Annotated in this window: 13 protein-coding genes; 6 read left to right on the forward strand and 7 right to left on the reverse strand. The window is 62.6% G+C overall.

The features are described from left to right. The first annotated feature begins 8 nt into the window (after positions 1-8). The 3 genes from AC07OJ_RS21635 to mapR all read left to right on the forward strand — a co-directional run bounded on the left by AC07OJ_RS21635 (position 9) and on the right by mapR (position 3,347). Positions 9-248 carry a DUF3203 family protein gene (locus tag AC07OJ_RS21635; RefSeq protein ID WP_495095158.1) on the forward strand — a complete coding sequence of 80 codons (240 nt, stop codon included), beginning with the start codon at positions 9-11 and terminating at the stop codon, positions 246-248. Between the two features lie 184 nt (positions 249-432). After that, positions 433-1,842: a cytochrome c oxidase accessory protein CcoG gene (ccoG, locus tag AC07OJ_RS21640; RefSeq protein ID WP_495095159.1), complete on the forward strand. Its 1,410-nt coding sequence runs from the start codon at positions 433-435 to the stop codon at positions 1,840-1,842. Between the two features lie 95 nt (positions 1,843-1,937). Next, entirely contained in the window at positions 1,938-3,347 is a 1,410-nt protein-coding gene (gene mapR, locus AC07OJ_RS21645) for a GntR family transcriptional regulator MpaR (RefSeq protein ID WP_065906638.1), read from the forward strand. Between the two features lie 44 nt (positions 3,348-3,391). Here mapR and AC07OJ_RS21650 read toward each other — a convergent pair whose 3' ends face one another. The 7 genes from AC07OJ_RS21650 to tpx form a co-directional block, all read right to left on the reverse strand. After that, on the reverse strand, positions 3,392-4,138 hold the full coding sequence (locus AC07OJ_RS21650; RefSeq protein WP_065906637.1) for an SDR family oxidoreductase: 747 nt from the start codon (positions 4,136-4,138) through the stop codon (positions 3,392-3,394). Between the two features lie 54 nt (positions 4,139-4,192). Next, the gene (locus AC07OJ_RS21655) at positions 4,193-6,289 is read right to left on the reverse strand and encodes a putative bifunctional diguanylate cyclase/phosphodiesterase (RefSeq protein WP_495095160.1); all 2,097 of its coding nucleotides are present in this window, start codon (positions 6,287-6,289) and stop codon (positions 4,193-4,195) included. A gap of 275 nt (positions 6,290-6,564) precedes the next feature. Next, positions 6,565-7,974 (reverse strand): efflux transporter outer membrane subunit, encoded by a 1,410-nt coding sequence (locus AC07OJ_RS21660; protein WP_226939992.1) that lies wholly within the window; start codon positions 7,972-7,974, stop codon positions 6,565-6,567. A gap of 167 nt (positions 7,975-8,141) precedes the next feature. Continuing rightward, on the reverse strand, positions 8,142-11,249 hold the full coding sequence (locus tag AC07OJ_RS21665; RefSeq protein ID WP_065906633.1) for an efflux RND transporter permease subunit: 3,108 nt from the start codon (positions 11,247-11,249) through the stop codon (positions 8,142-8,144). Further along, positions 11,246-14,347, reverse strand: coding sequence for an MdtB/MuxB family multidrug efflux RND transporter permease subunit (locus AC07OJ_RS21670; RefSeq protein WP_065906631.1), 3,102 nt, complete (start codon positions 14,345-14,347; stop codon positions 11,246-11,248). Before AC07OJ_RS21670 ends, AC07OJ_RS21665 begins: the two co-directional genes overlap by 4 nt. Beyond that, positions 14,344-15,648 carry an MdtA/MuxA family multidrug efflux RND transporter periplasmic adaptor subunit gene (locus AC07OJ_RS21675; RefSeq protein WP_495095161.1) on the reverse strand — a complete coding sequence of 435 codons (1,305 nt, stop codon included), beginning with the start codon at positions 15,646-15,648 and terminating at the stop codon, positions 14,344-14,346. The genes AC07OJ_RS21670 and AC07OJ_RS21675 overlap by 4 nt, the downstream gene beginning before the upstream one ends. Before the next feature lie 231 nt (positions 15,649-15,879). Beyond that, positions 15,880-16,380: a thiol peroxidase gene (gene tpx / locus AC07OJ_RS21680; RefSeq protein ID WP_120448412.1), complete on the reverse strand. Its 501-nt coding sequence runs from the start codon at positions 16,378-16,380 to the stop codon at positions 15,880-15,882. A 159-nt stretch (positions 16,381-16,539) separates the two neighbouring features. On the opposite strand from tpx, the gene AC07OJ_RS21685 reads away from it, so the two are divergent. The 3 genes from AC07OJ_RS21685 to AC07OJ_RS21695 all read left to right on the forward strand — a co-directional run bounded on the left by AC07OJ_RS21685 (position 16,540) and on the right by AC07OJ_RS21695 (position 20,435). Next, positions 16,540-17,829 (forward strand): glycosyltransferase, encoded by a 1,290-nt coding sequence (locus tag AC07OJ_RS21685; RefSeq protein ID WP_495095162.1) that lies wholly within the window; start codon positions 16,540-16,542, stop codon positions 17,827-17,829. 72 nt (positions 17,830-17,901) lie between these two features. Continuing rightward, positions 17,902-18,807 carry an AraC family transcriptional regulator gene (locus tag AC07OJ_RS21690; protein ID WP_065906623.1) on the forward strand — a complete coding sequence of 302 codons (906 nt, stop codon included), beginning with the start codon at positions 17,902-17,904 and terminating at the stop codon, positions 18,805-18,807. 344 nt (positions 18,808-19,151) lie between these two features. Beyond that, positions 19,152-20,435 (forward strand): ABC transporter substrate-binding protein, encoded by a 1,284-nt coding sequence (locus AC07OJ_RS21695; protein ID WP_371920659.1) that lies wholly within the window; start codon positions 19,152-19,154, stop codon positions 20,433-20,435. The last annotated feature ends 8 nt before the right edge of the window (positions 20,436-20,443 follow it).

Here is a 20,443-nt window from a genome sequence, read left to right on the forward strand (position 1 = left end):
AGAACGGCATGCCCATTCGTATCGAAAACCAGCTGTGCTACTTCATGCTCGATGACAATGGCCAGGAACAGAGCGTGCCGGCGACACGGGTCAATATCGTCACCGACATCGAAAAATCCATGTCCTACGTGGAATTGGCGGCCGAGCGGATCTATATCACTGAAGCCGAGGCCGATGCGCTCACGGTCGCCGGCGCCCACGACGGGCGCCAACATGTGAAGGCCGAAGAACCTGGTTCGTTGATTTAATTGATCTGTATCAGCACGCCCAGGATAGCGCTGCACCCCTGATGCAACGGGGTGCAGCACATTGTCGCAGCGGCGCTTGAAGCCCTTATCTGATCCCCTTTTTATCGCCCTAGCTGAGTCTGTTATGCACACAGCGCCACGCGCATAGTTCATCCGCCTGATGGAGGCTGATGAGCGAACGACCATGAGCGAAAGAATCCCAACCGTGGAAACCTTTGTGCCCATACACCCAAAGAAGGTGAAGGCCAAATCCAGCGACAACCTGATTCATACCCGCAGCTTCACCGGCCTGTTCCGCACCTTGCGTATCGGCGGTGCCGGCTTGCTGTTCCTGGCCTTCTTCGGCACCGTGTGGCTGAACTGGGGCGACCGCCAGGCGGTACTCTGGGACCTGGCGCAGAGCAAATTCCATATCTTTGGCGCGACCTTCTGGCCCCAGGATTTCATTTTGTTGTCAGCGCTGCTGATCATCTGCGCCTTCGGCCTGTTTGCGATTACCGTGTTCGCCGGCCGCGTGTGGTGCGGCTACACCTGTCCGCAAAGCTCGTTCACCTGGCTGTTCATGTGGTGTGAGAAAGTCACCGAAGGCGAGCGCAATCAACGTATCAAGTTGCAAGCGGCGCCGTGGAGCGTGAACAAACTGGCGCGGCGCGCGGCCAAGCACACCCTGTGGCTGGGCATCAGCGTGCTCACCGGGCTGACCTTTGTCGGCTACTTCACGCCCATCCGCCCGCTGGCCGCCGAGCTGCTGACCTGGCAAATGGGCGGCGTCAGCCTGTTCTGGGTGCTGTTCTTCACCGCCGCCACCTACCTCAACGCCGGGTGGCTGCGCGAAGCGGTGTGCATGCACATGTGCCCGTATGCGCGCTTCCAGAGTGTGATGTTCGACAAGGACACGCTGACCATCTCCTATGACGCCGCCCGTGGCGAAAGCCGTGGCCCGCGCAAACGTGAGGCCAGGCCGGCCGACGTCGGCCTGGGGGATTGCATCGACTGCCAGCTCTGCGTGCAGGTGTGCCCCACCGGTATCGACATCCGCGACGGCCTGCAAATGGAGTGCATCGGTTGCGCGGCCTGTGTCGACGCCTGCGACTCGATCATGGACAAGATGGGTTACGCGCGCGGCCTGGTGAGCTACACCTCCGAACATCAACTGCAAGGCGGCAAGACTCATCTGCTCAGGCCACGCCTGATCGGCTACAGTGCCGCGCTGCTGGTGATGATTGCCGCGCTGGTGGTGGCCTTGGTGGGACGGCCGATGGTGTCGCTGGATGTGACCAAGGACCGCGGCATGTTCCGCGAAAATGCCCAGGGCCTGATCGAGAATATCTACAGCCTCAAGGTCATCAACAAGACCCAGCAACGCCAGGATTACCGCCTGGAGCTGGTGGACGGCGAAGGCTTCCAGTTGCAGGGCAAGACCGAGATCAGCCTGGCGCCTGGGGAGATCAGCGATGTGCCGGTGTCCGTGGCCCTGCTGGCCGACAAACCGACCAGCAGCTCGCAGACCTTGCGTTTCAAGGTCACGGATGTGGATGAACCCTGGATCTACAGCGCGGCCGACAGCCGTTTTGTCGCCCCGCTGAACCGCTGAGGTCTATCCGACCCAGTGGCGATTCAACTGTGGCGCTGACTTGCCGGCGCCTGCCATGGACTTGCGTACACTTTCAAAAAGCTGATTAGGCCCCCATGAAACGCTACGAAAAATTTGCCGACGACATTGCAGAACTGATCCGCTCCGGCGTGCTCGGCCCCGGCCAGCGTGTGCCTTCGGTGCGCTATGCCAGCCAGACTTACGGCGTCAGCCCATCGACGGTGTTCCAGGCGTATTACCTCCTGGAGCGACGTGGGCTGATCCGCGCCCGGCCGCGCTCGGGTTACTTCGTCAATACCCACGCACCGAGCCCGTTTTCCGAGCCGGTGGTGAGCGAGCACGTGCACGAGTCCACTGAAGTGGACGTGAGCGAACTGGTGTTCTCGGTGCTGGACTCGATCAAGGACCCCAACACCGTGCCGTTCGGCTCGGCCTTCCCCAGCCCGATGCTGTTCCCGCTGCCGCGCCTGGCCCGCTCCCTGGCCAGCGCCAGCCGCGAGATGGACCCGCGCCTGGTGGTCACCGACATGTCGCCGGGCAACCCGCAACTGCGTCGGCAGATTGCCCTGCGCTACATGGTCGGCGGGCTGATGCTGCCCATGGAAGAACTGCTGATCACCAATGGCGCCCTCGAAGCACTCAACCTGTGCCTGCAGGCCGTGACGGAACCCGGCGACCTGGTCGCGATCGAGGCACCGGCGTTCTACGCCTGCCTGCAAGTGCTCGAACGCCTGAAACTCAAGGCAGTCGAAATCCCCGTGCACCCGCGCGACGGCATTGACCTCAACGCGCTGGCACAAACCCTGGAGCGCTACCCGATCAAGGCCTGCTGGACCATGACCAGCTTCCAGAACCCGATGGGCGCGACGCTGCCAGAGGCCAAGAAGCAGGCGCTGGTAGAACTGCTGCGCAGCCATCAGGTGCCACTGATCGAAGACGATGTGTACGCCGAGTTGTATTACGGCCAACACGCGCCGAAACCGGCCAAGGCGTTTGATACCGAGGGCCTGGTGATGCACTGCGGCTCCTTCGCCAAGAGCCTCGCGCCCGGCTATCGCGTGGGCTGGGTGGCCGCCGGGCGCTATGCGCAGAAAGTCGAACGCCTGAAGCTGATGACCTCGCTGTGCCCATCGATGCCGGCCCAGGCGGCGATTGCCGATTATCTGCAGCACGGCGGCTACGACCGGCACCTGCGCAAATTGCGCTATGCCCTGGAGGAACAGCAAAGCGCCATGCTCGCCGCCATTGCGCGTTACTTCCCAGCCCAGACCCGCGTCAGCCAACCGGCCGGCGGCTATTTCCTGTGGCTGGAATTGCCCGAGCAAACCGACTCATTGAAGTTGTTCCAGATGGCGCTGGCGCAAGGCATCAGCATTGCGCCGGGCCCGATCTTCTCGGCTACCCAGCGCTTTCGCAACTGCATCCGCCTGAACTACGGCAGCCCGTGGACTGAAGCGTCGGAAAAAGCCATGGAGACCTTGGGGCGGATCGTCCGCTCCTTCTGATCCCGATGCCTTGTGGCGAGGGCGCTTGCTCCCTCACCCCAACATCAACGGCCGCCGCCCAGGTCCAGGAACGTACCGGTGGCATACGAGGCCTTGTCCGACAGCAACCAGATAATCGCTTCCGCGACTTCATCCGGGCGTCCGCCACGGGCCATGGGGATACCGGATTCGAGTTTGCTGACGCGGTCCGGGTCGCCGCTCAAGGCGTGGAAGTCGGTGAAGATATACCCCGGGCGTACCGCGTTGACGCGAATGCCCTCGCCCGCGACCTCTTTGGACAGGCCCAGGGTAAAGGTGTCGAGTGCGCCCTTGGAGGCCGCATAGTCAACGTACTCCCCCGGCGAACCCAGGCGCGCCGCCACCGATGACACGTTGACGATACTGCCACCCTGCCCGCCATGCCTGGGCGACATGCGCAGCACCGCGTGCTTGGCGCAGAGGATCGGGCCGAGCACGTTGGTCTTCATGATTTTCAGGATGCGGAATTCAGACATTTCATCGACCCGCGCCTTGTGCGCGACGGTGCCGGCGTTGTTGACCAATGCGGTGACACGCCCCAACTCGGCATCCACTCGGTTGAACAGCGCGATCACCTCATCTTCAATGCTGACATCCGCACGCACGGCAATCGCCTGGGCGCCCAAGGCACGCACCTGTTCGAGGACGCTGTGGGCGGCGGTTTCATCGGACTGGTAGTTGATGCAGATGCGATAGCCCTCGCGAGCTGCCAGCAGTGCCGTCTCGGCGCCAATCCCGCGGCTACCCCCGGTGATGATGACAACTTTGTCCATGCGTGCGGTCTCCTGATCCAACCTGATGGTTATGGTTGGATCCAATACTAACCGTCACGCACGGCTTTTGTCAGGCGCGACTGCCTCTTCGGCACGCTGGATGTCGAGCATGAAACTGTCGGCCGGCAGCGGGTGGCCGAGCAGGTAGCCCTGCAGGGAATTACACCCCAGCCGCGTAAGGAAATTCTGCTGCACATCGGTCTCCACCCCCTCGGCGACAATCCGCAAGCCCAGGGCCTGGCCCAGGGCAACGATCGCCGAAACGATGGCGGCATCGTCGCTGTCGTGCTCCAGGTCACGCACGAAGCCGCGGTCGATCTTCAACTCGTTGGCGGGCAAGCGCTTGAGGTACATGAGGCTGGAATAGCCGGTGCCGAAATCGTCAATGGACAAATCCACGCCCATTTCCGACAACTGCTGCAACACCGTCATGCTCGCATCGGCATCGCTCATGGCGGTGGTCTCGGTGATTTCCAGGGTCAGGCTGTTGGCCGGCAACTGGTGCCGCGCGAGTGCCGTGGCGACACTTTTGACCAGCCCGGCATGGCAGAACTGCAGCGCCGAGAGGTTCACGGCGATGCGCCAGTCTTCATAGCCCTGCGCATACCACAGACTCATCTGGCGGCAGGCTTCGTCGAGCACCCACTCACCAATCGGAATGATCAGGCCAGTCTTTTCCGCCAGCTCGATAAAGATCGCCGGCAGCAACAGGCCCTGTTGCGGATGCTCCCAGCGCAATAACGCCTCGGCACCGACCGGGATGCCACTGACCGCATCGAACTTGGGCTGGTAGTACAGGCGAAATTGCTGCTGCTCGACGGCATTGCGCAGGTCCTGCAGCAACTGCAGTTGCTTGCGCGCATTGGTATTCATCGACACATCGAAAAAGCTGTAGCCGTTCTTGCCCATGCCCTTGGCGTGGTACATCGCGGCGTCGGCGTTCATCAGCAGTTCCTGGGGGCTGCTGCCATTGCCCGGGAACATGGCGATGCCGACGCTGGCGGAGATTTTCAGTTCATGCTCGGCCACCTGGAACGCGCGGTTGATCAGTACCACCTGGCGCTCAGCAAGGCCCAGGGCGTCATCCGGCTGGGTCAGTTGCACCAGCAACACAAACTCATCCCCGCCGATGCGCGCCAGGGTGTCCTGACTGCGCAGGTCCTCGCGCAGGCGCAGGCCGACTTCGCGCAACAGTTGGTCGCCCATATGGTGACCAAAGGCATCGTTGACCGGCTTGAAGCCGTCGAGGTCGATAAACATCAGCGCGAAGCAACCGCCCTGCTCTTTGACCGCTTGCATGGCCTGTTGAATGCGATCCGCCAGCAACGTGCGATTGGGCAAGCCGGTGAGCATGTCGTGCAACGCCAGGTGGGTGAGTTCCTGATTGGCCAGGGTCAGCGAGTCGGCGAGTACGGCCGTGCGGGCTTCCAGGCGCGCGTCGAGCAGTGAGGTCAGCAACGCGATGATCAACACCGCCAACGAGGTCACCAGCACCAGGTTATCCAGGCCCTTGCCGCTCAAGCCGCTCAACGCGGCGCCGCAGTAGCTCTCATCGGCAAATTGCGCCGCCGCCATGCCGGTGTAGTGCATGCCGACGATGGCGATCCCCATCACCACCGCCGCGCCGCCCCGGGCCAGGCGCACGTAGGGGGTGTTGCGGCGCAGATTGAACGCAATCCACAGCGCTGCACCGGAGGCCACCACCGCGATCAGCAACGAGGCGCCAAACAAGGTAGGGTCGTAGTCGATGCCGGGGGTCATGCGCATCGCGGCCATGCCGGTGTAATGCATGCTGGCGATGCCGGCCCCCATGATCAGCGCACCCAAGGCCAGCTGCCACGCGGGCAGTCGTGGCTGGCTGACCAACCACAAGGCAAAACCACTGGACAACACCGCGATCAATAACGACAGCGCGGTAATGCCCAGGTCAAACCCCAGGGCAAACGGCAGGCGCAGCGCCAGCATGCCGATAAAGTGCATGGACCACACGCCCACTCCCATCGCCAACGCCCCGCCGGCCATCCATAGGTAAACGGCGCGACCCTTGGCCGTCGCGAGACGACCGGTCAGGTCCAGGGCGGTGTAGGAAGCGAGAATCGCGACAAACAGCGAAATCACGACGAGCGAGGGGGAATAACTACCGATGAGCATGGGACTTCTCGTACACAACGGGCCCGAGAGACCCGTGCGAAATGGCAAAGCGGGCGATTGTAGCGAGATTAATTCTTGAGCACTTGATTAATTATCAGAGCGCCATTAGTGGCAATTTGACGCCAATCATCTGGCTCGCGGCCGCTGCGCAAGGCACTGCAGACGCCGCCTCTGCGTAGGTGCTGGCTTGCCGGCGATAGGCACACTCGGTCCGTCAGAAACACCGAGTGAAGCTATCGCCGGCAAGTCGGCGCCGGCAGTGGATTGGGGGGGGGTCAGTCCTTTTCGGCAATGGGCGTTTGCCCATCCCAGCCACCGCCCAACGCGGCGATCAGTTGCACGCTGGCCACCAGGCGCGTCTGCAGCAAGGTCAGCACGGTGCGCTCATTGCTCAGCGCGGTGGCCTGTACCGTTACCACGTCCAGGTAGGCGATCAGCCCGGCCTTGTACTGGTTCTGGGTCAGGCGCAGTGACTCGCGCGCGGCGTCGAGTGCTTCATTGCTCACCACTGCTTCGTCTTCCAGCACCTTGAGCTGCACCATGTAGTTTTCCACTTCACGGAAGCCGTCGAGCACGGTCTGGCGGTACTTGGCCACGGTTTCGTCATAGGAGGCCACGCTGCGGTCGACTTCCGCCGAGCGCTGGCCGCCGTCGAACAGGGTCATGGCCAGCTTGGGGCCCACCGACCAGAAGCGGTTCGGCAGGCTGATCCAGTCGGCGTAGGTGCTGCTGGAATAGCCGCCGGCCAGGCTCAGGCTCAGGTCCGGGTAGTAGGCTGCCTTGGCCACGCCGATATTCGCGTTGGCGGCGATCACCGAACGTTCGGCCGAGGCGATATCCGGGCGGCGTTCCAGCAGTTGCGACGGCAGGCTCACCGGAATCTGCGGCAGCGCCGGGATGTCCTTGCTCACCGCCAGGTTGAAGTTGGCCGGAGCCTCGCCGATCAATACGGCAATCGCATTTTCCAACTGGGCGCGCTGCCAGATCAGGTCGATCAGGCTGGCCTGGGTGGTCTTGAGCTGGGTCTGCGCCTGGGCGACCGCATCCTTGCCGGAGACGCCGGCACGGTATTGGTTTTCGGTCATTTGCAGGGAGCGCTGATAAGTCTCCAGGGTCGCTTGCAACAGGCGCGTCTGCTCATCCATCACGCGCAGTTGCAGATAGCTTTGCACCAGTTCCGACTGCTGGCTCAGGCGCATCGCCGCGAGGTCGGCCGAGCTGGCCTCGGCACTGGCTTCGTTGGCTTCCAGGCCACGGCGCAACTTGCCCCAGATATCCGCCTCCCAACTCACGCCCAACTGCGCATTGAGGGTGTCGCGGATGCCACTGCTGGAACTGCTGAGGCTGGCGTTACTGCTGCCAGTGCCCTGGCTCGCGCGGGTTTTGCCGGCGCTCAGGTCGACAGTGGGGTAAAACGCCCCGCGCGAACTGCGCACCAGGGCCTGGGCCTGGCGAAAGCGCGCCTCGGCCTGGGCCACGGTCTGGTTCGAGTTGTTCAGGCGCAACACCAGGTCATTGAGTTGACGATCGCCGTACAACTCCCACCAGGCGCCACGGGCCAGGGAATCGCTCGGCGTCGCCTGGCGCCAACCCTGGGCTTCCTTGAACTGTGCTGGCTCGACCACTTCCGGGCGCTTGTAATCCGGGCCGACGGCACAGGCGCTGAGCAGCAGCGCAAGCCCCATCGTAGGCGCGAGTTTGCTCGCGAAGGTCGCCAACGAAAACGCGCCCAGCCGGGGCACACCCGGTGTCCGAGGGGGTTTCGCCGGCAAGCCGGCGCCTGCGGAGCAAGGCGCGTTGTCGAGGTCCGCCACGGCAACCGGATGCGGTGCGTTGGCGTTGATTGAGTCAGTCATAGCGCAGTGTCCAGGGCAGCATCGGTGCGCACGCCGCGCCAGGCGTTGAAACGGTGGCGCGCGCGGTCGAGATAGAGGTAGACCACCGGGGTGGTGTAGAGGGTCAGGACCTGGCTGAACACCAGGCCGCCAATAATGGTCAGGCCCAGCGGGTGGCGCATTTCCGCGCCATCGCCGGTGCCAAGCAGCAGCGGCAAGGCCCCGAGGATGGCCGCCAACGTGGTCATCAGGATCGGGCGCAAACGCAGCAGGCAGGCACTGCGAATCGACTCCAGCGGCCCCATGCCGTCGTTGCGTTCCAGTTGCAGGGCGAGGTCGATCATCAGGATCGCGTTCTTCTTCACCACACCGATCAGCAGGAACAGCCCCAGCAAGGAGATCAGGCTGAACTCGCCCCCGGTCAGGTAGATGGCGAGCATGGCGCCAACCCCGGCCGACGGCAGGGTCGAGAGGATCGTCAGCGGGTGGATGTAGCTTTCATACAGGATGCCCAACACCAGGTACACCGCCACCAGCGCGCCGAGGATCATGAACGGCTGGCCTTTCTGCGTGGCCGCGAAGGCATCGGCAGTACCGGCCATCTTGGCGATCACGTCTTCCGGCAGGCCGACCTTGGCAATCGCCCGCTCGATGGCGGCCGTGCCCTGCTCCACCGTGACGCCGGGCGACATGTCGAAGGCGATGTTTTCCGAGGCGAACTGGCCTTCGTGGCTGACGCGATCATCCGCCAGGCTGTTTTCATAATGGGCAATGGTCGACAACGGCACCCGTGCGCCCGTGGAGGTAATCACCTGCATCTGGTTGAGGGTGATCGGGTCCTGGGCGTATTTGGGGTTGACCTCCATCACCACCTGGTACTGGTTGAGGCTGTCATAGATGGTCGAGATCTGCCGCTGGCTGTAGGCGTTGTTGAGCACCGCCGTGACCATGTTCATATCGATGCCGAGGCGCTTGGCCTGGTCGCGGTCGACAATCAGCGTGACCTGGGCCGCGCCGCGCCCTTCGCGGGCGTCGATGGCGGTCAGCTCCGGCAGCTCGCGCAAGGCGGCGACCACTTTCGGGTACCACAGGCGCAACGCTGCCAGGTCACCACTTTGCAGGATGTAGGAGTACTGCGCGCTGGTCTGGTCGCGGCTGCCGCCAAATTGCAGGTCCTGGTCAGCCATCAGGAACAGGCGCCCGCCCGGCACCAGCGGTACATCCTTGCGCAGGCGCTCGATCACCGCCTGGGCGGAAATCTTGCGCTCGCTGATCGGTTTGAGCCGCACCAGCATCACCGCGTTGTTGGTGCCGTTGTTGCCGCCGATAAAGCCGGCCACGCTGAGCACTGCCGGGTCCTTGAGCACGGCCTTGCGGAAGGTTTCCATCTTCGGCTGCATCACGCTGAACGACAGCCCGTCATCACCGCGCACAAAACCGATCAACTGACCGGTGTCCTGCTGCGGCATAAAGGTTTTCGGCACCACCACGTACAGCGCCACGTTCACGCCGATGGTCAGCAACAGGCTGAGCAGGGTCAGGCGGCGGTGGCGCAGCACCCAGTCGAGGCTGGTGGCGTAGCCGGCGACCATGCGGTCGTTGATCTTCTGGCTCCAGCGCTGCAGGCCGGTCATCTGCCCTTTCACGTGCGGCTTGAGCCAGCGCGCGCAGAGCATCGGCGTCAGGGTCAGCGAAACAATCAGCGACACAATGATCGCCGCCGACAAGGTGATGGAAAACTCGCGAAACAGGTTGGTGACAATGCCGCCCATGAACAGGATGGACAGGAACACCGCCACCAGCGACACGTTCATCGACAGCAAGGTGAAGCCCACTTCCTGGGCGCCCAGGTACGCCGCCTTCATCGGCGGCACGCCGTCGTCGATATGCCGGGAAATGTTCTCCAGCACCACGATGGCATCGTCGACCACCAGGCCGGTGGCAAGGATCAGCGCCATCAGCGAGAAGTTGTTCAACGAGAATCCGTACAGGTACATGATCGCGAACGTGCCCACCAGCGACACCGGCACCGCCAGGGTCGGGATCAGCGACGCACGGAAGTTGCCGAGAAACAGGTAGACCACCAGGATCACCAGCCCCACCGCAATCAGCAAGGTCATCTCGGCTTCATGCAACGTGGCGGTGATCACCGGCGAGCGGTCCATGGCCAGGCTGAGCTTGACGCTGGACGGCAGCACCGCCTGCAACGCCGGCAGTTGCGCCTTGATCTGCCTGACGGTCTCGATGATGTTGGCGCCGGACTGGCGGTTGATCACCAGCAGCACCGCCGAGTCATTGTTGAAGAAACCACTGTTGTAGCGGTCTTCGACGCCGTCGCTGATCTTCGCAACATCGCCCAGGCGCAGGGCTGCGCCGTTCTGGTAGCGAATCAGCAGCGGCTCATAGTCCTTGGCTTTTTCCAGCTGGTCGTTGGCCTGGATCTGCCAGTTGCGCTCGCTGTCTTCCAGGGAGCCCTTGGGCCGCCGCTGGTTGGCGTTGGCGATGGTGTTGCGCACGTCGTCCAGGGCCACGCCGTACTGGTCGAGGGCCTTGGGTTCCAGTTCGATGCGCACCGCCGGCAGGGAACTGCCGCCGATCTGCACTTCGCCCACGCCCGGCACCTGGGACAGGCTTTGCGAAAGGATGGTGGACGCCAGGTCGTACAACTGGCCCTTCTGCAACACGTCCGAGGTCAGCGACAGCACCATGATCGGTGCCTGGGACGGGTTGATCTTCTTGTAGGTGGGCATGCTGCGCATGCCGCTGGGCAGCAGGTTGCGCGAAGCATTGATTGCCGCCTGCACTTCTCGCGCCGCGCCGTTGATGTCGCGGTCGGAGTCAAATGCCAGGATCACCCGCGTGGAGCCCTGGCTCGACGAGCTGCTCATGGTGGTGATGCCAGCAATCGCGCCGAAGGAGCGCTCCAGCGGCGTGGCCACGGTGGACGCCATCACCTCGGGGCTGGCCCCCGGCAGGCTGGCCGACACCACGATCACCGGGAAGTCGATCTGCGGCAACGGCGACACCGGCAGCAGGTTGAAGCTCACGCCCCCCAGCAACATGATCGCCAGGCTCAGCAGCATGGTGGCTACCGGCCGGCGAATGAACGGTCCGGACAAATTCATGACTCAACCGGCTCCAGGCTTTGCGGCTCTTTGCGCCAGCGACGGCCCAGGCGATCGAAGTACAGGTAGATCACCGGCGTGGTGAACAGCGTCAATACCTGGCTCACCAGCAAACCGCCGACCATCACCAGGCCCAGGGGCTGACGCAGTTCGGCACCGGAACCGGTGGCCAGCATCAGCGGCACCGCACCAAACAGCGCGGCCAGGGTGGTCATCAGGATCGGCCGGAAACGCAACAGCGCCGCCTGGTAGATCGCGGTCTGCGGGTCGAGGCCCTGGTTGCGTTCGGCGTCGAGGGCGAAGTCGATCATCATGATCGCGTTCTTCTTCACGATACCGATCAGCAAAATGATGCCGATGATCGCGATCATGCCCAGGTCATTGCCGCTGAGCAGCAACGCCAGCAAGGCTCCCACCGCCGCCGACGGCAACGTGGACAGGATGGTGATCGGGTGAATGTAGCTCTCGTAGAGCACGCCGAGCACGATGTACATGGTGACCACCGCCGCCAGGATCAGCAGCAAGGTGCTCGACAACGACGCCTCGAACGCCTGCGCCGCGCCCTGGAACTGGGTCTGCACGCCCACCGGCATGCCGATGTCCTTCTGCGCCTGGTTGATCAGCTCCACGCCTTTGCCCAGCGCGACGCCGGGGGCCAGGTTGAACGACATCATCACCGCCGGAAACTGGCCGATATGCGCAATCGCCAGTTGCGCCTGGCGCTGCTCCACATGGGCCAGGCTCGACAGCCGCACCTGGCCGCCATCGGTGGTTTTCACGTGGATCTGGTTCAGCGCCGCAGGGCCGAGGGTTTCCCCGGACTGCGCCTGCAGCACCACGCGGTACTGGCTGGCCTGGGTATAGATGGTCGAAATCTGCCGCTGGCCGAAGGCGTCATACAGCGCGTCGGTAATGGTCGACACACTGACACCCAGGCGCGAGGCCGCATCACGGTCGATTACCAGGTACACCTGCAGGCCTTTGTCCTGCAGGTCGCTGGCCACGTCGGTGAGTTCCGGCATCTGGCTCAGGGCGTGCACCAGCTTGTCGCTCCACAGCGCCAGCAGGTCGGCGTCCGGCGAGGACATGCTGAACTGGTACTGCGTGCGGCTGACGCGGTCTTCAATGGTCAGGTCCTGCACCGGCTGCATGAACAGGCGGATGCCGACCATCTTGTCGATTTCCGGTTGCAGGCGGGTGATCACCTGGGCCGCGCTCAAGTCGCGCTGGCCATGGGGCTTGAGGTTGATCAGCAGGCGACCGCTGTTCAGCGTGGCGTTATCGCCATCCACGCCGATATACGACGACAGGCTTTCCACCGCCGGGTCGGCGAGGATGATCTTCGCCAGCTCCTGCTGGCGCTGGCTCATGGCCGCAAAGGAAATCGACTGCGGGGCTTCGGAAATCCCCTGGATCACGCCAGTGTCCTGCACCGGGAAGAAGCCCTTGGGCACCACCAGATAGAGAACTACGGTGAGGCCCAGCGTGGCGATGGCCACCAGCAGGGTCAGCGGCTGGTGCTTGAGCACCCACTGCAACTTGCGCCCGTAGGCTTCGATCAGCCAGTCGATCCAGGCGCCGCTGGCCTTGTAGAAACGGCCCTGCTCCTCTTCCTTGGGTTCACGCTTGAGCAGGCGCGCGCACATCATTGGCGTGAGGGTCAGCGACACCACCAGGGAAATCAGGATCGCCACGGCCAGGGTGATGGCAAATTCGCGGAACAGCCGCCCCACCACATCGGCCATGAACAGCAGCGGGATCAACACCGCGATCAGCGACAGGGTCAGGGATATCAGGGTGAAGCCGATCTGCTTGGCGCCCTTGAGCGCAGCATTCAAGGGTGTCTCGCCCTCCTCGATATAGCGCGAGATGTTCTCCAGCATCACGATCGCATCGTCCACCACGAAGCCGGTGGCGATGGTCAGGGCCATCAGCGTCAGGTTGTTGATGGAGAAACCGGCCAGGTACATCACGCCAAAGGTACCCACCAGCGACAGCGGCACGGCAATGGACGGGATGATCGTGGCGCTGACCCGGCGCAGGAACAGGAACGTCACCATCACCACCAGGGCAATGGCGATGAGCAATTCGTGTTGCACATCGGTGACCGAGGCGCGGATGGTCTGGGTGCGGTCGGTCAGCACCGTCACATCGAGGCCGGCCGGCAGGTTGTCGGTGATGCTCGGCAGCAGCGCCTTGATGCGGTCGACCACCTCGATCACGTTGGCACCCGGCTGGCGCTGGATATTCAGCAGCACGGCCTGGTTTTCATTGGCCCAGGCGGCGAGGCGCTCGTTTTCCGCACCGTCGACAATTTCAGCCACGTCTTTAAGGCGCAGCGGCGCGCCATTGTTGTAGGCCAGGATCAGTTCGGCATATTGCTGCGGCGAGACCAGCTGGTCGTTGGCATCCAGCATCGACACTCGCGTGGGGCCGTCGAAGTTGCCCTTGGGCTGGTTGACGTTGGAGGCGGCGATCAGGGTGCGCACGTCCGACAGGTTCAAGCCGTTCGCCGCCAGGGCCTCGGGGTTGACCTTGATGCGCACGGCCTGGCGCTGGCCGCCGGCGATGCTGACCATGCCGACGCCGCTGATCTGCGCGATTTTCTGCGCCATGCGCGTGTCGACCAGGTCGTTGAGCTTGGGCAGCAGCATGGTCTTGGAGGTGATCGCAAGCGTCAGCACCGGGGTATCCGCCGGGTTGACCTTGTTGTACACCGGCGGCGCCGGCAAATCCTTGGGCAGCAGGTTGGTGGCGGCGTTGATCGCGGCCTGAACCTGTTGCTCGGCAACATCCATATTGATGTCGAGGTTGAAGCGCAGGGTCAGCACCGACGCGCCGCCGGAGCTGGTGGACGCCATCTGGGTGAGACCGGGCATTTGCCCGAACTGGCGCTCCAGCGGCGCGGTCACCGCACTGGTCATCACATCGGGGCTCGCGCCGGGGTACAGGGTCATCACCCGGATGGTCGGGTAGTCCACCTGGGGCAACGCCGATACCGGCAACAGGCGATACGCGATGATGCCGGCCAACACAATCGCCAGCATGCTCAGCGTGGTGGCGACCGGGCGGAGGATAAACAGCCGCGACAGGTTCATGAACCGACCTTTTGCGCCTTGCCGGCGGCGGCGCCGGTCTCCCCTTTAGCTGCCGGCTGGCCCTGCAGGTGTTCGGTGGGGGTGGTCGGTACTTCGCTGCTGTCGTTGACCACTTCGATTTCGCTGCCGTCCTTGAGGCGGTCGGTGCCTTCGAGCACCACACGGTCGCCGGCCTTCAGGCCTTCCTTGATCACCGTGTTGTCGCCGTCGGTATCGCCGACCACCAGGGGCTGGACCTTGACCTTCTTGTCACCGTCGAGCACGTAGACAAAGGTGCCGGTGTTGCCGAACTGGATCGCCGCCGACGGCGCCAGCACCACATTGTGCAGGGTGTCGGCCAGCAGGTGCACATTGACGAACTGATTCGGGAACAGTGCCTGGTCCTTGTTATCGAACCGCGCCTTGAATTTCAGGGTGCCGGTGGTGACATCGATCTGATTGTCCAGGCTTTGCAGCACGCCTGTGGCCTGCTGCTTCACGTCGCCACGGTCCCAGGCTTCGACGGGCAGCTTGTTGCCGGCGTGATAGCGGGCGAGCACGGTTTCCAGGGTGTTTTCCGGCAGGGTGAACGCCACGCTGATCGGCTGGGTCTGGGTGATGACCGCGAGGAACGTGGTGTCATTGGCAGCGACCAGGTTACCGACGTCGACCTGGCGCAAGCCGACGCGGCCACTGATTGGCGCGCGGATCTTGGTGAATTCGAGGTTGAGCTTGGCGTCGTCCACCGCGCCCTGGTTGGTCTTGACCGTGCCCTGGTATTGCAGGACCAGCGCTTCGGCGGTGTCCAGGGTTTGCTTGGCGATACTGTCCTGGGCGTACAGGCCGCGATAACGCTCGACGTCGACCTGGGCGTTTTTCAGCTGGGCCTGGTTCTGCATCAGCGTGCCCTGGGCCTGGAGCAAGGCGTTCTGGTAGCTGCGCGGGTCGATCTCGGCCAGCAGGTCGCCCGCCTTGACCATCTGCCCTTCTTCAAAGGCGATCTTCACCAGCTCGCCGCCCACCCGGCTGCGCACATTGATGGTATTGAGCGCCGTCACCGTGCCCAAGGCCTTGTAGTACACCGGGAATTCCCCCAGCACCGCAGGCGCCACACGCACCGGGATCGGGCCGGTAGACCCGCCGAAGCCCGGGCGCATCATCCCCGACTTGCCGGCATGCCCAGCCGGTTTTTTCGCGTCGGCGTCCTTGTGGCTGCCGGGCCAGAATTTCCAGCACAGGCCGGCGATGACCAGCAGCACGAGCAGGCCGAACAGCCAGCGGCGGGAGTTGCGGGGGGAGGATTGCATGGAGTGATCAACCATTGGGCGCGAGAGCTTCTTCTTTGGGAGGCTGAAAGATAAGCACTGGAGCGCTTTAAGAAAAGCGCCTTTACCGGCTATTTACCTTGGGCTTACAACTTTTAACTTCTGACCTTAGTCCATTGCCTATTTCGCTAAGCGCCTGAACGACAAATAAAAACGGCCTGGACTAGGCCAGGCCGCAATCATGTAGCACGCGTGTTACTGCAAAACGACAGTAATGCGCCGAAACAGTTACTTCAAAACAGCCAGGGCGGCTTCGTAGTTGGGTTCCTGGCCAATTTCGCTGACCAGTTCGCTGTGCAGGACCTTGTCGTGTTCATCCAGCACTACCACGGCACGGGCGGTCAGGCCACGCAGTGCACCTTCGGCGATGGAGACGCCGAAATCAACGGCGAAGCCCGGGTCGCGGAAGTCCGACAGGTTTTTCACGTTTTCCAGGCCTTCAGCGCCGCAGAAGCGCGCCTGGGCAAACGGCAGGTCGCTGGAGATGCACAGGACCACGGCGTTGTTCAGGTCATTGGCCTGGGCGTTGAACTTGCGAACCGAGGTCGCGCAGGTCGGGGTGTCAACGCTTGGGAAGATATTCAGCACTTTGCGCTTGCCGGCGAAGGTCGCCAGGGTTGCGTCCGACAGGTCGCCGGCGGTGAGGATGAAATCCGGAGCCTGGGAACCGACTTGCGGCAGCTCGCCTTCAACCTTGATTGGGTTGCCACGGTGGGTGACTTGAGCCATGAACAGAATCCTTATGCTGGGTTTTGGTTAAACGAATTCGAGAGGCCGAAGTTAACCACAAAGTACCGTGGCTACCTACCACCAGACGCAAATTGTCATGCCACCGGGTTGTGGTTTAATTGCGCGCTTTTGCCCTGCCTTTAAAGGAAGCCGTTGTTGATGAATCAGCCTGCCACCAAAGTCCTGGTCATTGGTTATGTCTGGCCGGAGCCGCGCTCTTCGGCGGCGGGCGGGCACATGATGCAGATCCTTGAGAGTTTTCTTACACAAGGTTGGGACATTACCTTCAGCAGTCCGGCGACCATCGGCGAACACAAGGCGGACCTGCCCGCCCTCGGCATCCGCGAATGCGCGATTGAACTGAATAACAGCAGTTTCGACGATTTTATCCGCAAACTGGCCCCGGACATCGTGCTGTTCGACCGTTTCATGATGGAAGAGCAGTTCGGCTGGCGCGTGGAAAAATGCTGCCCCGACGCCCTGCGCGTGCTTGAGACCTCCGACCTGCAAAGCCTTCGGGACGCGCGCCAGCAGCGCTTCAAGGCGCACCTCAAGGCCCATCCCGACACTGACGACTTCAGCGCCCTGTTCACCCCCGCGCTGCGGGAGGAATTCGAGTTGATGGCCGACACCGACCTGGCCAAGCGCGAAATCGCCGCGATTTATCGTTGTGACATCAGCCTGATGATCTCCGACGTCGAAATCCGCCTGCTCACCGAGCAGTTCAAGGTGCCCGCCGCCCTGCTCCACTGGTGCCCGCTGATGCTGCAGCCGCCGACCGCGGCGTTTGTGCCGTTTGAAGACCGCGCGCACTTCCTCAGCATCGGCAACTTCCGCCACGCGCCCAACTGGGATGCGGTGCTGTGGATGAAGAACAGCCTGTGGCCGCTGATCCGTCAGCAATTGCCCGGCGCCCAATTGCATATCTACGGCGCCTACACTCCGCCCAAGGCCACGGCCCTGCACAACCCGGCGCAAGGCTTCCACGTGATGAACTGGGCAGAAGACGCGCTGCAAGTGATGACCGCTGCACGCATCTGCCTCGCGCCGCTGCGCTTTGGTGCCGGTATCAAGGGCAAGCTGGCCGATGCGATGCTGTGTGGCACGCCGAATATCACCACCCCGATCGGCGCCGAAGCCATGGGTGACGAGCAGGCCTGGCCCGGCGTACTCGCCGAGGACGCGCAGGCATTCGTCGCCGCCGCGGTCAGCCTGTACCAGGACCGCGAACGCTGGACCCAGGCGCAGGAGCGCGGCCGCCAGTTACTGGCCAGCCGCTATGACCAGGACCTGCACGGCCCGGCACTGGTGGCCTGCCTGGAACACTGCCGCAGCCACCTTGCCGCCCATCGCCGGGATAACTTCACCGGCAGCATGCTGCGCCATCACGCGCATAAAAGTACGCAGTACATGTCCCAGTGGATCGAGGCCAAAAACCGCCTCGCCTGAACACCGGTGCTGGCGAGGTCGCGCGCGAGGGGGCATTATCCCAGGCAGCAACCACAATAAAGCGACGGCAGCATGACCCGAGCAGCGCGAATCACCGACCCTTCCTACGAGCTGATGGACGATCACAACGGTCTGTCCATCATCTATCGCCAACACGGCTTCCCCTGCCCGCTGGTGCGCTGGCATTTCCACAAGGAATACGAGCTGCACCTGATCGTCGCCAGTTCGGGCAAAGTGTTTATCGGCGACTACATCGGCAATTTCTACCCCGAAAGCCTGTTTCTCACCGGCCCCAACCTGCCGCACAACTGGATCAGCCAGGTCGAGGAAGACGAAGTGGTGCCCAAGCGCGACATGCTGGTGAACTTCACCGATGAGCTGTTCGAGCACGGCAGCCATATCTTCGCCGAACTCAAGACGCTCACGCCGCTGCTGGAACGGGCGCAATACGGCATCGAATTTCGCTGCAAAAAGACCATCGCCCAGGCCATGACCCTGATGCAGCGCATCGAGGATGCCCAGGGCATGGCGCGCCTGGGGCACTTTTTCATTCTGTTGGAGGTGCTCAGCGCGTGTGAGGACTACCAGTTGCTGTCGGGGGTAAACACCGCCCACCTGGCTGACGAACACAGCGTGGACCGCACCAACCGCGCGGTGGACTACATCTTCGCCCACTACGCACGCGAGTTGCCGCTGGAGGAAGTCGCGGAATACCTGGGGATGAAGCCGACGTATTTTTCCCGGGTGTTCAAGCAGGCCACCGGCCGCACGTTTATCGAGTTTGTGAACCGGTTGCGCATCAGCAAGTCCTGCGAACTGCTGGCCGATGGCGACAAGGCGGTGACGGACGTGTGCTTTGAGTCGGGATTCAACAACATCTCCAACTTCAATCGGCGTTTCCAGCAATTGAAAGGCATGACCCCTTCCCACTATCGGCGCCTGGCGGTGCAGCGGCTCACCGAGCAGAACCTGGCCTGAACCGAGCGCTGCGCGGTCCCGTAGCAGCCGGCTTGCCGGCGAACGTCCCACAAACGCCGCGTTGATCCAGGTTTGCGCGTATTCGTCTACGAGCATCGCCAGCCTGCCGGGGGACACACTCGGCGAATCGTTTCAGCTGCTTTCAATGCGAGTGCAAAAAAGTATCAGTGCAAGTGCGCCCAAGGATTTGTCATAACCCCATTTGAAGGCTGTAATCAACGCACACTCTTCCTGGCCGTTCGTGGGAAGACACAACAACAATAACTGTCCTTCTGCAGCCCCTGGGCGCAGAAATGGAGTGCGCGATGAAGTTCACAGCAAAAACTCTGCTTGCCTGTTCTTGCATGACTGTATGCATGACCCTCAGCGCCGTCAGCTTTGGCGCGCAAACCCTGACCATTGCCACCGTCAACAACAGCGACATGATCCGCATGCAAAAGCTCTCGAAAACCTTCGAGACCGAGCATCCGGATATCAAGCTGAACTGGGTGGTGCTTGAAGAAAACGTGCTGCGCCAACGCCTGACCACTGACATCGCCACCCAAGGCGGGCAGTTCGACGTGTTGACCATCGGCATGTACGAAGCCGCACTCTGGGGCGCCAAGGGCTGGCTGGAACCGATGAAGGATCTGCCGGCTTCCTACGACCTCGATGATGTATTCCCTTCGGTGCGTGACGGTTTGTCCGTCAAGGGTTCGCTGTATGCCCTGCCGTTCTACGCCGAAAGCTCGATCACCTATTACCGCACCGACCTGTTCAAGGACGCCGGGCTGAGCATGCCCGAGCACCCGACCTGGACCCAGATCGGCGAATTCGCGGCCAAACTCACCGACAAGAGCAAAGAGCAATACGGCCTGTGCCTGCGCGGCAAAGCCGGTTGGGGCGAAAACATGGCGCTGATCACCACCCTGGCCAACGGCTACGGGGCGCGCTGGTTCGATGAGAAGTGGCAGCCGGAATTCACCGGCCCCGAATGGAAAGACGCGCTGAACTTCTACGTCGACAACATGAAGAAATCCGGCCCGCCGGGTGCCTCCAGCAACGGTTTCAACGAAAACCTGGCGCTGTTCAACAGCGGCAAGTGCGCAATCTGGGTCGACGCCAGCGTGGCCGGCTCGTTTGTCACCGACAAGACCCAAAGCAAAGTGGCTGACCATGTCGGCTTCACCTTTGCCCCGCACGAGAAGACCGACAAGGGCACCTCGTGGCTGTACTCCTGGTCACTGGCGATCCCGACCAGTTCCAAGGCCAAGGACGCCGCCAAGGTGTTCACCAGTTGGGCGACCTCCAAGGAATACAGCCAGTTGGTGGCCAAGACCGACGGCATCGCCAACGTACCGCCAGGTACGCGCAAATCGACCTACAGCGACGAGTACATGAAGGCCGCGCCGTTCGCCAAGGTGACCCTCGAATCGCTGAAAGTCGCCGACCCGACCAAACCGACCCTCAAGCCCGTGCCGTATATCGGGATCCAGTTGGTGACCATTCCTGAATTCCAGGCGATTGGTACCCAGGTCGGCAAGTTCTTCTCGGGTGCGCTGACCGGTCAGCAGACGGTGGATGCTGCATTGACCGCCGCGCAGACCACCACCGAGCGTGAAATGAAGCGGGCGGGTTATCCCAAATAAAGCCGGCA

It is taken from the genome of Pseudomonas sp. GW821-FHT09C08 (assembly GCF_059418125.1).